This window comes from Aliidongia dinghuensis (genome assembly GCF_014643535.1).
Lineage (GTDB): Bacteria > Pseudomonadota > Alphaproteobacteria > ATCC43930 > CGMCC-115725 > Aliidongia > Aliidongia dinghuensis.
This window is the reverse complement of the sequence record NZ_BMJQ01000001.1, coordinates 470,596-483,993: the sequence shown is the minus strand read 5'-3', so window position 1 is coordinate 483,993 and position 13,398 is coordinate 470,596. Positions and strand designations below refer to the sequence as shown.

Annotated in this window: 12 protein-coding genes; 6 read left to right on the top strand and 6 right to left on the bottom strand. The window is 67.7% G+C overall.

Going from position 1 to position 13,398, the window contains the following annotated elements; all coding sequences use genetic code 11:
• Positions 1-146 precede the first annotated feature (146 nt).
• The 4 genes from IEY58_RS02360 to IEY58_RS02345 all read right to left on the bottom strand — a co-directional run bounded on the left by IEY58_RS02360 (position 147) and on the right by IEY58_RS02345 (position 2,320).
• A complete protein-coding gene (locus IEY58_RS02360) occupies positions 147-530 on the bottom strand; it encodes a VOC family protein (protein ID WP_189042015.1) in 384 nt (127 codons plus the stop codon).
• Between the two features lie 115 nt (positions 531-645).
• Positions 646-1,344: a GNAT family N-acetyltransferase gene (locus tag IEY58_RS02355; RefSeq protein WP_189042013.1), complete on the bottom strand. Its 699-nt coding sequence runs from the start codon at positions 1,342-1,344 to the stop codon at positions 646-648.
• A complete protein-coding gene (locus tag IEY58_RS02350) occupies positions 1,344-1,817 on the bottom strand; it encodes a MarR family winged helix-turn-helix transcriptional regulator (RefSeq protein ID WP_229743433.1) in 474 nt (157 codons plus the stop codon). The genes IEY58_RS02355 and IEY58_RS02350 overlap by 1 nt, the downstream gene beginning before the upstream one ends.
• A gap of 161 nt (positions 1,818-1,978) precedes the next feature.
• Positions 1,979-2,320 (bottom strand): DUF190 domain-containing protein, encoded by a 342-nt coding sequence (locus IEY58_RS02345; protein ID WP_189042011.1) that lies wholly within the window; start codon positions 2,318-2,320, stop codon positions 1,979-1,981.
• A 338-nt stretch (positions 2,321-2,658) separates the two neighbouring features.
• Here IEY58_RS02345 and pepN point away from each other — a divergent pair, with 338 nt between their 5' ends.
• Positions 2,659-5,316, top strand: coding sequence for an aminopeptidase N (gene pepN, locus IEY58_RS02340; protein ID WP_189042009.1), 2,658 nt, complete (start codon positions 2,659-2,661; stop codon positions 5,314-5,316).
• Positions 5,317-5,372: 56 nt separating this feature from the next.
• Here pepN and IEY58_RS02335 read toward each other — a convergent pair whose 3' ends face one another.
• The gene (locus tag IEY58_RS02335) at positions 5,373-6,257 is read right to left on the bottom strand and encodes an outer membrane lipoprotein (RefSeq protein ID WP_189042007.1); all 885 of its coding nucleotides are present in this window, start codon (positions 6,255-6,257) and stop codon (positions 5,373-5,375) included.
• A 196-nt stretch (positions 6,258-6,453) separates the two neighbouring features.
• Here IEY58_RS02335 and IEY58_RS02330 point away from each other — a divergent pair, with 196 nt between their 5' ends.
• Positions 6,454-7,668: a CaiB/BaiF CoA transferase family protein gene (locus IEY58_RS02330; protein WP_189042005.1), complete on the top strand. Its 1,215-nt coding sequence runs from the start codon at positions 6,454-6,456 to the stop codon at positions 7,666-7,668.
• Between the two features lie 81 nt (positions 7,669-7,749).
• On the opposite strand, the gene IEY58_RS02325 is transcribed toward IEY58_RS02330, so the two are convergent.
• Complete coding sequence (locus IEY58_RS02325; protein ID WP_189042003.1) at positions 7,750-8,922, bottom strand: M20 aminoacylase family protein; 1,173 nt, start codon at positions 8,920-8,922, stop codon at positions 7,750-7,752.
• A 199-nt stretch (positions 8,923-9,121) separates the two neighbouring features.
• On the opposite strand from IEY58_RS02325, the gene IEY58_RS02320 reads away from it, so the two are divergent.
• The 4 genes from IEY58_RS02320 (at position 9,122) to rpiA (ending at position 13,386) form a co-directional block, all read left to right on the top strand.
• Positions 9,122-10,867: a bifunctional transaldolase/phosoglucose isomerase gene (locus tag IEY58_RS02320; RefSeq protein ID WP_189042001.1), complete on the top strand. Its 1,746-nt coding sequence runs from the start codon at positions 9,122-9,124 to the stop codon at positions 10,865-10,867.
• 45 nt (positions 10,868-10,912) lie between these two features.
• Complete coding sequence (gnd, locus tag IEY58_RS02315) at positions 10,913-11,893, top strand: phosphogluconate dehydrogenase (NAD(+)-dependent, decarboxylating) (protein ID WP_189042000.1); 981 nt, start codon at positions 10,913-10,915, stop codon at positions 11,891-11,893.
• Positions 11,894-11,968: 75 nt separating this feature from the next.
• Positions 11,969-12,664, top strand: coding sequence for a ribulose-phosphate 3-epimerase (rpe, locus tag IEY58_RS02310; protein ID WP_189041998.1), 696 nt, complete (start codon positions 11,969-11,971; stop codon positions 12,662-12,664).
• Between the two features lie 26 nt (positions 12,665-12,690).
• Positions 12,691-13,386 carry a ribose-5-phosphate isomerase RpiA gene (gene rpiA / locus IEY58_RS02305; RefSeq protein ID WP_189041996.1) on the top strand — a complete coding sequence of 232 codons (696 nt, stop codon included), beginning with the start codon at positions 12,691-12,693 and terminating at the stop codon, positions 13,384-13,386.
• The last annotated feature ends 12 nt before the right edge of the window (positions 13,387-13,398 follow it).

The window sequence follows — 13,398 nt, the reverse complement described above, 5'->3', positions numbered from 1 at the left end:
TTCCCAATTGATCGCCATATCCTTCCGGATCAGCCAAGCAGGGAGGACCGCTGGTGGTGAGCGCCAGAACGCCCGTCACCTTGCGCGGCCACACGAAGCCCGCCGGGCCGCTGGCCTGGAAACATGGTAAGACGCTGCGCCTTCGCTCAACCGGCACTGCCGTAGGGCCGGGTGATCACTTCGAGGTAATGGCCGTTCGGATCGCGGAAATAGACGCCGCGTCCGCCGTCGTTGTGGTTGATCTCACCAGGCCGGGCACCCCTGGGATCGGCCCAATAGTTGAGGCCGCGATCTTTGATGCGACCGAAGACGACGTCGAAGTCCGCTTCGCTGACCAGGAAGGCGTAGTGCTGCGGCCGGATTTGGCCCTCGGCATCAGCAAAGTCGAGCGAGACACCGTTGTCGAGTTCGACAACATCAAAGTGGCCGAAGTGGGTCGGCGCCGGCCGGCCCAGCATCTCGGCCAGGAATTTGGCGGAGGTGCTCTGGTCCGAGCACCAGACGATGGTGTGATTGAGTTCGGCAGGCATGAAGCGGGCTCCAGAGAACGCGCGATTGCTGTGAGCTAAGCACGTCGGCGGCCTCATTCAACCGCGATAGCCGGACGGGGCGGATCAGTGTCGATCCGTGGCCCGGTCACCAGCGTCAGGTGTGATGTGTGAGGACAGTCATGTGAAGCGTGCGGCGCGCGACGAAGCCGAGCTTTTCGTAAAGCGCTATCGCGCTCGCATTGCTTGCGAAGACGTGCAGGAACGGCGTTACCCCTTGCGCCTGAAGCCGCTCGGCAAGCCGCGTCACGAGAAGGGCCGCGAAGCCCTTGCCGCGATGATCGGGATCGACGCAGACGGCGCTGATCTCGACGAAGCGATCGAACCGCATCCGTTCGCCGGCCATTGCCGCGAGCGCACCCTCGACGCGAAGGCCGATGTAATGGCCGAACTCGATCGTCCGGGGACCGAAGGGGCCGGGATGCGTCCGGCCGGTGAGATTCAGCATGTCGGCCACGTCGCCCGCGCCGAGCACGACGGGCTCAGGCTCCGACCGCACGCTCTCGATCGGGGCGTTCAGGACCATTTGAATGACCGGCGCCTGCATGGCGATCGCAAGGGAGGCGGGCGGAACAAGCGGATCGACGGTGGCCAGAGCAACCCGGCCCTCGGGCGGCACGAGGGTCGCCAGGGCCGCGAAGGACGGGGCCGTTCTATCCGCGATGGCGGCGAACGGTGCGATCTCCGGCGGGTATCGCCAGGCAAGCGGGCCGCCCTGGGCGAGGGCCCGGTTTGCCGTGGTCAAGGCAGCCCGGACGGGATCGTCCAGCAGGGTCGTTTTCTCTGCATCGGTCATCACGCGGCGTCTCCCGTCAACTTGCCGAGCCGGTGGTCGCGGGCAATCGTCAGAACCGCCGCCCGGAGGGTCTCCGACCACTCGCTCCCATAGAGCGACACGAAGGACGCTTGTGCCGTCCGCCAGTGCGTCAGGCCTTCCTGGAACTTGTTGTGACCGCGGTCGGTCAGGACGATCTGCTGCGTGCGCCGATCCGTCTCTCCTCGGCGAAGCGCCACATAGCCGTCCCGGACCAGCGGCCGAAGCGCGTGGCCGAGTGACGACCGGTCCGACACCATCGCCTCGGCGAGTTCCGTCAGCGTCGGCGGCGCCGATCGCTTGGCGAGCTCCGCCAGGATGGAGAACTGCGTCGAACGCAGGCCGCTTGGTGCCAGCGCATCGTCATAGAGCTGCGTGAGGCGCCGGGACGCCTTGCGTACCGAGGTCGCGAAACACTCACCCTTCTGCATGTTCGCCTTTCGGGAAGTCGACATCGGCGCTTGCTGAGTCACTTTCAGCAATATGGGCGTACACCCGCATTGCTAACGACGATATGGGCATATACCGCCATTGCGCAAGAATCGTCCGAAGCGACGCATGGTCTGAGAGCGTCGAGCGGCTATGGCTCGGCGGGTAGCCCCGTCAGATCTATCCGCTAGACCGGCCGGACGGTCTGCCGGCCGCACCGCATCATGCGCACGGCCTCGAGCGTGACGAGGCCCGATTCGATGAGGCCGTCAAGCGTCGGCAGGAAGCCGTGGATCGCCGCCTCGCTGTCGACGATCTCGATCACCATCGGCAGGTTCTGCCGGGCGTCGACCTGCAGCTCCGTATGCAGACCCTGGCGGCCACCGGCGGCCCCATGCAGCACGGTGGCCCCGGCAAGGCCGGCCTTGTGTGCCGCCTCGACCACGACCTTGTGGAGCGGCCGCCCGTCGTGCCGGTCCGTCTCTGAGACGAAGACACGCAGCAGAACCGCCGTTTCGCGCGGCGTCATGATGCATCCCGCCGAGTGATGAGAGCACGATGATACGCCGCCCCAGGGCCGTCGACGCCAAAAAAGCGCCCCGCGAGGGGGAGATCGCGGGGCGAATACCGTCTACCGGCTTCTGGAGGGGATCCTGAAGCGCCTCGCAGGCGGATACCTCTTCTACGCCTGGGCCGCGTCTTTTATCCCTCGCGCCGTCGGAAATATCCCAAACCCGCCGTCCCGCCGTCCGCCCGGGGGGCGGCGAGGCACTTGAGACAAAACGCTCGTTTTCCGACGTTTCCCTCCCGGGTCCCCTCGGCTAGAGTGCGCGCTTTCTTGCGTTCAGGACGCCTCCCGGAGAAACCATGCTCGACGCTCAGCGCGACGCCATCCCGCCCAAGACCATTCGCCTCGCCGAGTATCAAGCTCCCGATTTCCTGATCGACACGGTCGACCTGCTGTTCGAGCTGGAGGAGACGCACACGACCGTCAAGGCGCGTTTGGACGTGCGCCGCAACCCGGCAGCCCAAGGCCCATCCCGGGCGCTCCGGCTCGACGGCGAGGCCTTGACGCTCGTCTCGGTCGCCCTCAACGGCGACCTGCTCGGGCCCAACCGCTACCAGGTCGACGAGCAGTCGCTGACGATCCCGGACGCGCCGCGCGAGTTCACGCTCGACATCGAGACGCGCATCGAGCCGCAGAACAACACGGAGCTCTCGGGCCTCTACAAGTCTGGCGGCAATTTCACGACCCAGTGCGAGGCCGAGGGCTTCCGCCGCATCACCTATTTCCTCGACCGGCCCGACGTGATGGCGCGCTATACCACGACCATCGTCGCGGACGCCCAGCGCTATCCGGTGTTGCTGTCGAACGGCAATCCGGTCGACAGCGGCGTCAGCTCCCACGGCCGCCACTGGTCGAAGTGGCAGGACCCGCACCCGAAGCCCTGCTACCTCTTCGCGCTGGTCGCGGGCGACCTGGTCGGCACGCGCGACGAGTTCACGACCCGGTCCGGCCGGCGCATCGACCTTGCCATCTGGGTCCGGCGCGGCGACGAGGACAAGTGCGCTCACGCCATGAAGGCGCTCAAGGACTCGATGCGCTGGGACGAGGAGGTGTTCGGCCTCGAATACGACCTCGACGTGTTCAACATCGTCGCCGTGTCCGACTTCAACATGGGCGCCATGGAGAACAAGGGCCTCAACATCTTCAACACGAAATACATCCTGGCGAAGCCCGAGACCGCGACCGATATCGATTACGAAGGCATCGAGACGGTCGTGGCGCACGAATATTTCCACAACTGGACCGGCAACCGCGTCACCTGCCGCGACTGGTTCCAGCTGTCGCTGAAGGAGGGGCTGACCGTCTTCCGCGACCAGGAATTCTCCTGCGACCAGGGCAGCCGTGCGGTGAAGCGCATCGGCGAAGTGCGCTCGCTCCGCGCCCGCCAGTTCACCGAGGACGCAGGCCCCCTCGCCCACCCGGTGCGGCCGGAAAGCTATATCGAGATCAACAACTTCTATACCGCGACCGTGTACCAGAAGGGTGCCGAGGTCGTACGCATGATCCACACGCTCTTGGGCCGCGAGAACTTCCGCCGGGGCATGGATCTCTATTTCCAGCGCCACGACAACGACGCGGTCACGATCGAGGATTTCGTCGCGGCCATGCAGGATGCGAGCGGCATCGACCTCAGCCGCTTCAAGCGCTGGTACCGCCAGGCCGGCACGCCGGAGCTGACCGTGCGCGAGGCATGGGATGCCAAGGCCGGCGCCTATGAGCTGACGCTGCGCCAGGAAACGAAGCCGACGCCAGGCCAGGCGGACAAGGAGCCGCTCGTCATCCCGGTCGCACTCGGCCTGCTCGACAAGAAGGGCGCCGAGCTCTCGATCCGGCTCGACGGCGAGGCGAAAGGCCGTAAGGGCACGCGGCTCCTCAAGCTCGAGGAGACGGAACAGACCTTCCGCTTCACCGGCCTCAAGACCCGGCCGATCCCGTCGCTGCTGCGCGGCTTTTCGGCGCCGGTCAAGCTCTCGGGCGTGCCGCTCGAGCAGTTGAAGCATCTGGCGGCGCACGACACCGACCCGTTCACCCGGTGGGAATCCGGCCAGCAAGTCGCAACCCGGCTGCTGCTCGACCTGGTCGAGACCTATCGCCGGGGCAACGCGCTGGCCGTGCCGGAGGATTTCCTCACGGCACAAGCCAGCACGCTGGCCGAAGCCGACAGCGATCCCGCCTTCATCGCCGAGGCGTTGGTCCTGCCGAGCGAGCCGTTCCTCGCCGACCAGATGGCGACGGTCGACGTCGAGGCGATCCACGCCGTCCGCGACTTCGTGCGCGGCGAGATCGGTCGCCACCTGACACCCAAGCTGACCGAGACCTATGAGCGGCTCGACGATGCCGGGCCGTTCCAGGTCGACGGCCTGTCGATCGGCCGGCGCGCGCTCAAGAACACGGCACTCGCCTATCTGGCGGCGACGCGGGAGCCGACTGCGATCGCGCGGGCGGAAGCGCAGTTCCGCGCCCAGCGAAACATGACCGACGTGCTGGCCGCGCTGCGCATCCTGGCCGACGTCGAGGGACCGGCGCGCGAGACGGCGCTTGCCCAGTTCTATGAGCGCTGGGCGAGCGAGGATCTCGTCATCGACAATTGGTTCCAGATCCAGGCGATGTCGTCGCTGCCCGGCACGATCGAGCATGTCCGGCAGCTGACCCGCCATCCGGCGTTCGACCTCAAGAACCCGAACCGGGTGCGCGCCCTCATCGGTGGCCTCAGCATGGCGAACCCGGCGAAGTTCCACGACGCATCTGGCGCCGGCTACACCTTCCTCGCCGACGAGGTAATCGCGCTCGACGCGATCAACGGCCAGATCGCGGCCCGTCTGGTGATCCCGCTCGGCACCTGGCGCCGCCAGGACACGGGCCGCCAAACGCTGATGAAGCAGGCGCTGGAACGCGTGCTCGCGACCCCGAACCTGTCGAAGGGCACGTTCGAGATGGCGACCAAGAGCCTGGCCTAGAAAGAAGCCCCCCTCTTCGCTCCCAAGAGTGAAGAGGGGATTTCCTCTTTTCAGCGCTACTGCGTCGGTGCCGCCTGGTCCGCCGGCGCCTTGCCGGCCAACGCCTTGTCGACCGGCGGTTCGGGTGCTGGCTGCTCGGTTGCGGGCTGTTCGGTTGCCTGGGCCCGCGCGGGCTCGGCGGCGGGTGTCGACGGCTCCTCGGCAGGCGCCGGAGCCACCGCAGGGGTAAGCGATGTCGGCACGGGCGCCGTGACCGGCGTCTTCACCACCGACGAAACAACCGGCGCCAACGCGGTGGCCGCAGCGGCGGCTGGGTCGGCCGGCGTCGTGCTGGGCAGGGTCGTGCTGGGCGGCGTCATCGGCACGACCGACCAGGGCGGAACGACGGCGGCTGGCTGCGGTGCCGCCGCGACCGCGGCCTTGTCCCCAGCCTTATCCTTGTCGGCCGGCTTATCCTTATCCTTCGGCAGGTCTGTGATCGCCCGGTAGTCCGGAATGACGCGCGCCTGGTTGCCGGCGATGACCAAAACCTTCTGACCGAGCGGCAGGGGCGTCGGCTCGCGCTGGGTCACCGACAGCAGGTCGCCGTTCGGCTTCTGCACGATATATTCCCAGCCGATCGTGTCTGAGGTCGCATGCTCGATGCCGGCGCCGAGCAGGCTGCCGACCACGCCGCCGCCGACCGCACCCAAGGCCGAGGCGGTGCCGTTCGGCCCGACCTGGGCGCCGAGGATGCCGCCGGCGGCCCCACCGGTGACGGCCCCCACCGTGCCGGAGGCACTGATCGACACCTGGCGGAATCCCACGATGACGCCGGGCTCGGCCTTGTTGGCCTGCTGCACCGCATTGGCGTTGTACGTGTCGGGCGAATAGTCCGGCGAGCAGCCGGCAAGCGCCACGAACGCGACCAGGGCGAGGCCGTATCTGAGACTATGCGACAAGAGGATCATCCGCTCGAGAAGCCGGGGGCTTGATAAGCGATCCGGCCGGAGGTGTCACCCGCCAATATGACGACACAAATGCGGAAGGATTATGGCCGCCGTCATCTATCCATTCGATGGCAGCCCTGCCTGCTTGATTGATCAGCGGGTTAGGCCTTCACTATCCGCCTTGTCCACGAATGGGAGCTGAAGCGCCATGACCGACCCAGCCCCGCCGACCGGACCGCTCGCAGGCGTCAAGGTGATCGAGCTCAGCCACGTCATGGCGGGACCCACCTGCGGGCTGATGCTTGCCGACATGGGCGCCGACGTGATCAAGGTCGAGAAGATCCCGGGCGGCGACGACACGCGCCGCTCCGTGCCGCCGGCGATCGCGGGCGAGTCCGCGGCCTATCTCATGATGAACCGCAACAAGCGCGGGGTGGCGCTCGACCTCAAGACCGCAGGCGGCAAGCGCGTGCTGAAACGCCTCTTGGCTCAGGCCGACGTCGTGACCGAGAACTACCGGCGCGACACGATGGCCAAGATGGGCTTCGGCTACGACGCGCTGAAAGCGGACAACCCGCGGCTCATCTATTGCTCGATCTCCGGCTTCGGCCGCACGGGGCCTTATGCCGACCGCGGCGGCTTCGACCTGGTGGCGCAGGGCATGAGCGGGCTCATGAGCATCACCGGCGAGGGCCCCGGTCGGCCGCCGGTCAAGGTCGGCGCTCCGGTCACCGACATCACCGCCGGCATCCTCGCCTGCATGGGCATCCTCGCCGCCCTCCATCACCGCCACGTGACCGGACGCGGCCAGATGGTCGACACCTCGCTGTTCGAGGCCGGCATCACCCACACCTATTGGCAGTCGGCGATCGCGTTCGCGACCGGCGCCGCTCCCGGGCCGATGGGCTCGGCCCATCCGTTGAACGCGCCCTACCAGGCGTTCGAGACCGCCGACGGCTGGATCACGGTCGGCGCCGCCAATCAGCCGAACTGGCTTCGGCTCGTCGAGGTGCTGGAGGCACCGGCGCTCGCCGAGGACCCACGCTTCCGCACCAATCCGGAGCGCATGGCGCACCTGGCGGAGCTCGAGGCCGAGCTCACCTGGTATTTCCGCCGACGGCCATCGGCCGATTGGCTGGCGTTGCTCGAGGCGGCAGGCGTGCCGGCCGGGCCGGTGCTCGACGTCCGACAGATGCATGAGGATCCGCAGGCACTCGCCCGCGGCATGATCGTCGAGACCGACCATCCGGTGGCCGGGCCGGTCAAGGCGCTGGGCCTGCCAGTCAAGTTCTCCGACAGCCCCGGCGGCGGCACGAGGCCGGCGCCGCTCTACGGCCAGCACACCCGCGAGGTGCTGCTCGAGCACGGCTTCGGCACAGCCGAGATCGAAGCCCTCGCAACCGAGGGCGCCATCCGGCTCTGATGCTTACGCCGGTGCGCAAGCCGCCCCTTTTCCCTCCTTCATCATGCCCGGCCATGATGAGAGGAGAGATGGTCGTAGCGGTCAGCCGTGCGCCAGCACGTCCTCGACCAGCTGCGACCAATAGCTGGCGCCGACCGGCAGGATCTCGTCGTTGAAGTCGTAGTTGACCTGATGCAGCTTCTGGCCTTCGACCTCGGGGCCGTTGCCGATGAAGATGTAGGAGCCCGGCTTCTCGAGCAGCATATAGGCGAAGTCCTCGCCGCCCATGGAGGGCGGGATGTCCCGCTGGACGTTGCCGGCGCCGGCGACGCGCTCGGCCACGGAAAGCGCCGTCTCGGTCTGATCCGCATGGTTGACGGTCGCCGGATAGCCGAACTTGAACTTCACCTCGGCGCTGCCGCCGAGCGCTATCGCGACGCCCTTGGCGATTTCCTCGATCCGCTCGCGCGCCTGGAGGCGCACGTCGGCGTCGAACGTGCGGATCGTGCCGCACAGCCAGGCCGATTGCGGGATCACGTTGAACGCGGAGCCGGCGTGGAACTGGGTGACCGAGACGACGACGCTCTTGATCGGATCGGCGTTGCGGCTGGCGATCGTCTGGATGGCGCCCACGACCTGGGAGCCCAGCACGATCGGGTCGACCGTCTTGTGCGGCTGGGCGGCATGGCCGCCGCGGCCTTCGAGCGTGATCTCGAACTGGTCGGTTGCCGCCATGACGGGACCCACGCGGCCGGCGAACTGGCCGACCGGCAGGCCCGGCCAATTGTGCATGCCATAGACTTCCTCGACCGGGAACTTCTCGAACAAGCCTTCCTCGACCATGATCCGGCCGCCGCCGCCGCCCTCCTCGCCCGGCTGGAACACGAAATGCACCGTGCCGGCGAAATTGCGCGTCTCGGCGAGGTAGCGCGCCGCCCCCAGCAGCATAACCGTATGCCCGTCATGGCCGCAGGCGTGCATCTTGCCTTCGTTCTTCGAGGCGTGCTCGAACCCGTTCGCCTCCGGCATCGGCAGCGCGTCCATGTCGGCGCGGAGTGCTATCGCCCGGTCGCCCGGCCGGTTGCCCTTGAGCGTGCCGACGACGCCCGTGCCGGCGAGACCGCGATGCACCTCGATGCCGAATTCCTCGAGCTTCGCCGCGACGAGCGCCGAGGTCCGATGTTCCTCGAAGGCGATTTCCGGATGCGCGTGGATGTCCCGGCGCCAGGCCGTGAGATCGGCATGGAAATCGGCAATACGATTCTTGATCGGCATTTGAGGCGGTCCTTCACTCGAAAAGCTTGTGCCCACAACGATAGGCCGCCGGGCGGCGGGAGCAATCCGAAAGCGACGAAAATCTTCCGGAAAGCGACGAAAAAAATGAATGCTTGGGCCCACCGGAGCGTTCATGTTCGTCGCCCGCCCCGGCCGGCGGGCAGAATTCGACGTCAGGGATCCACGAGGAGAGATCGCAATGATTGCGTCCGAGGCGCAGCACCCGAGCCAGAAACTGAACAGCACCCGGACCCTGCTGCCCCCAGCGCTCGACGAGGCGGTCGCCCGGGAGCTCGCTCGCTGGCGGACCGAAGGCCGGATGGCGCGGCTCTGGGCGCGCGACGCTGGCCTGTGGACCGGCAGCGACGAGGGCCGCTGGCTCGGCTGGCTCGACATCCCCGGCCGGATGCAGCAGAACCTGAGCAGCCTTGCTGGCTTCCGCACGGATGCACAGCGCTATGCCCATGTCCTGCTGCTCGGCATGGGCGGTTCGAGCCTTGGGCCCGAAGTGCTCGCCCGCACCTTCGGCACGCAGCCCGGCTGGCCCGAGTTCCATGTCGCGGACACGACCGACCCGACCCAGGTCCGCGCCATCCAGGCGTCGCTCGATCTCTCCCAGACGCTCGTCATCCTGTCGAGCAAGTCCGGCAGCACGCTGGAGCCGAACGCACTCAAGGCGCATTTCCACAAGGCGCTCGTCGATCTCTTGGGCGCCGAGGAAGCAGCGCGCCGGCTGGTCGCGATCACCGATCCGGGCTCGTCGCTGCAGCGCCTCGCCGAGACCGAGAATTTTCAGCGCCTGTTCCTGGGCGACCCGGAAATCGGCGGGCGCTATTCCGTGCTCTCGCCGTTCGGCCTGGTGCCCGCCGCGGCCATGGGCCTCGATCTCGGCCGCCTCGTCGGCGCGGCTGAAGCGATGGCCGCCGCGTGCAAGCCCGAGGTGCCGGCCGGCGAAAATCCGGGCCTGCTCCTGGGCGCGGTGCTCGCGACCGGCCTCGCCCAAGGGCGGGACAAGCTCACGATCTATTCCGGCCCCGGGCTCGATGCGTTCGGCGGCTGGGCCGAGCAGCTGCTGGCAGAATCGACCGGCAAGATCGGCCGCGGCATCGTGCCGATCGATGCGAAGCAGGTGAGCGAGCCCAGCGTCTACGGCGCCGACCGCCTGTTCGTCCATCTGACCCTCGCCGGCCGGCCCGACCCGCGCGCCGCCGCGATCCAGGCGCTGGCCGACGCCGGCCATCCGGTCGTGCACATCGAGGTCGTCGACACCTATGGCGTCGCCCAGGAATTCTTCCGCTGGGAGATCGCGACCGCCGTGGTCGGTGCCGCCATGGGCATCCACCCGTTCGACCAGCCGGACGTCGAATCCGCCAAGATCGCCGCCCGCAAACTGACTGATGCCTACGAGCAAGAGGGCTCGCTGCCGGCGGAAACGCCGTTCCTCGAGGATGAGGGCATCAAGCTCTTCGCCGACGAGGCCAACGCGGCCGCGCTCAAGGCCACGGCCCGCAGCGCAACCCTAGTCGACACGCTCAAGGCCCATCTGGGCCGCACCGGTACCGGCGACTATGTGGCGCTGCTCGCCTTCCTGCCGATGAACGCCGCCACGGAGGAGATCCTGGAGGAGCTCCGGCTTGCCATCCGCGACGCGACCCATGCCGCGGTCTGCCTCGGCTTCGGCCCCCGCTTCCTGCATTCGACCGGGCAGGTCTACAAGGGCGGCGCCAACAATGGCGTGTTTGTGCAGATCACCTGCGACGAAGCGGAAGAACTCCCGGTGCCCGGAAAGCGTTATGGCTTCGGCATTGTGAAGGCGGCCCAGGCGCGCGGTGATTTCGCCGTGCTCGCCGAGCGGGGCCGCCGGGCGCTCAGGGTTCACCTGGGCCCCGATCCCGTGGCAGGGTTGGAGCGGCTGGCGTCGGCGATCGGTCGGGCGTTGGCCTGAGGCTTTAGCCTCGGCGCCCGAAGAGACCGATCGACGGAGAATGGAATGCAGCTGGGTATGATCGGTCTCGGCCGGATGGGTGGCAACATCGTCCGCCGGCTCCTGGGCAAGGGCCACGAATGCGTGGTCTATGACCAGAGCATGGCGCAGGTGGGCGCGCTTGCCGAGCACGGCGCGACGGGCGCCTCGTCGCTCGAAGCGCTGATCGGCGAGCTTTCCACCCCCCGCGCCGTTTGGGTCATGCTGCCGGCGGGCGCCGCCACCGAAGAGACGATCCAGCAGCTTTCGGCCCTGCTCGATCCGGGTGACATCCTGATCGACGGCGGCAACAGCTTCTGGAAGGACGACGTCCGCCGCGCTCGCGAACTGGCCGAAAAGGGCATCTATTATATCGACGTCGGCACGTCCGGCGGTGTGTGGGGCCGCGAGCGCGGCTATTGCCTGATGATCGGCGGCGACAAACCCGCGGTCGACCATCTCGACCCGATCTTCGCGGCGCTGGCGCCGGGCCAGGGTTCGATCGCGCGCACGAAGCGGCCGGCCGACGCCGACCCGCGCCCCGAGCAGGGCTACATGCATTGCGGCCCCTCGGGCTCGGGCCATTTCGTCAAGATGGTGCACAACGGCATCGAATACGGCTTGATGCAGGCCTTCGCCGAGGGCTTCGACATCATGCGCCACGCCGATTCGCCGCTCCTGCCCGAGGAGCATCGATTCAGCCTGAACCTGCCCGACATCGCCGAGGTCTGGCGGCGCGGGAGCGTGGTTTCGTCCTGGCTGCTGGACCTCACGGCGCTGGCGCTCGCCGAGGATCCGGCGCTCGACCATTACCAGGGCTCGGTCGCCGACTCGGGCGAAGGCCGCTGGACGATCAATGCCGCGATCGAGGAGGCCGTGCCGGCCGACGTGCTGTCGGCGGCGCTCTATGTCCGCTTCCGCTCGCGCCAGGACCACACCTTCGCCGAAAAGCTCCTGTCGGCCATGCGCCACCAGTTCGGCGGCCATGTCGAGACGCCGAAGGGCTGAAGCACCCCTTGACCCGGCGGGTGTTTTCTCGCACACCCGCCGGCATCTTCCGTCGATGACCCATCGAGGCCGCCCATGAGCATCGCCAACCCCGCCCGGCCGGACCGGCCCGTGGTCGTCGCCCCGTCGATCCTGTCGGCCGACTTCCTCAGGCTCGGCGACGAGATCCGCGCGGTCGACGCGGCCGGCGCCGACTGGATCCATGTCGACGTGATGGACGGGCGCTTCGTGCCGAACATCACGATCGGCCCGCTCGTGGTCGAGGCGGCCCGGCGCGCGACGCAGAAGCCGCTCGACGTGCATCTGATGATCGTCGAGCCCGAGAAATACGTCGCCGACTTCGCCAAGGCCGGCGCCGATCATATCCTGGTCCATGCCGAGACCTCGGCGACGACGCACCTGCACCGCGTGCTGGGCCAAATCCGCGACCTCGGCAAGAAGGCCGGCGCCGTGCTGAACCCGGCGACGCCGGCGGACGCGCTCGACTATGTCCTGCCGCTCTGCGACGTGATCCTGGTCATGTCGGTCAATCCCGGCTTCGGCGGTCAGAAATTCATCCATGACGTGGTGCCGAAGATCGCGAAGCTCCGGCAGATGGCGAACGACCGCGGCCTCGCGCCGTGGATCGAGGTCGACGGCGGCATCAATGCCGAGACGGCGCCCAAGGTGATCGCCGCCGGCGCCGACGCGCTCGTCGCCGGCGCCTTTGTCTATGGCTCCAAGGATTATGCCCGGGCGATCGGCGCGCTGCGCCCGACCGTCGCGGTCTGAGCGAACTTTCCCCAAGGAGAATCCCGATGGCCGAAGACGAGGTCCAGCGCCTGAAGCGCCTTGCCGCCGAAAAGGCGGTCGAGCTGGTTGAGGACGGCATGGTGCTGGGGCTCGGCACCGGCTCGACCGCCGCCCTCGCGGTCGACGCGATCGGCGCCAGGGTCGCGGCCGGCCTCAAGGTCGTGGGCATCCCGACCTCCGAAGTGACGGCGGCGCAGTCGCAGCGTCTCGGCATTCCCTTGACCGATTTCGGCCATTACAACGCGGTGGACCTCACGATTGACGGCGCCGATGCGGTCGACCTCGCCGACCTGACCCTGATCAAGGGCCTGGGCGGCGCGCTGCTGCGCGAGAAGATCGTCGCGGCCGCGAGCAAGCGCATGGCCGTCATCATCGACGAGACCAAGCTGCAGGGGACGATCGGCAGCCGCACACCGGTGCCGGTCGAGACCGTGCGCTTCGGCTGGCAATCGACCGAGCGGCAGCTGAAGGGCCTCAGCGCCAAACCCAAGCTCCGGCTCGGCAAGGACGGGCAGCCCTTCGTCACCGACGGCGGCAATTTCATCCTCGACTGCGACTTCGGCCCGATCACCGAAGCCGCCAAGCTGCACGCCGCGCTCAAAAGCCTCACGGGCGTGGTCGAGACCGGGCTCTTCATCGGGCTCGCGACCGACGTGATCATCGCCCGCCCCGGCGGCATCGAGGTCGTGCGGAGGGGTTGACAACCACATAAC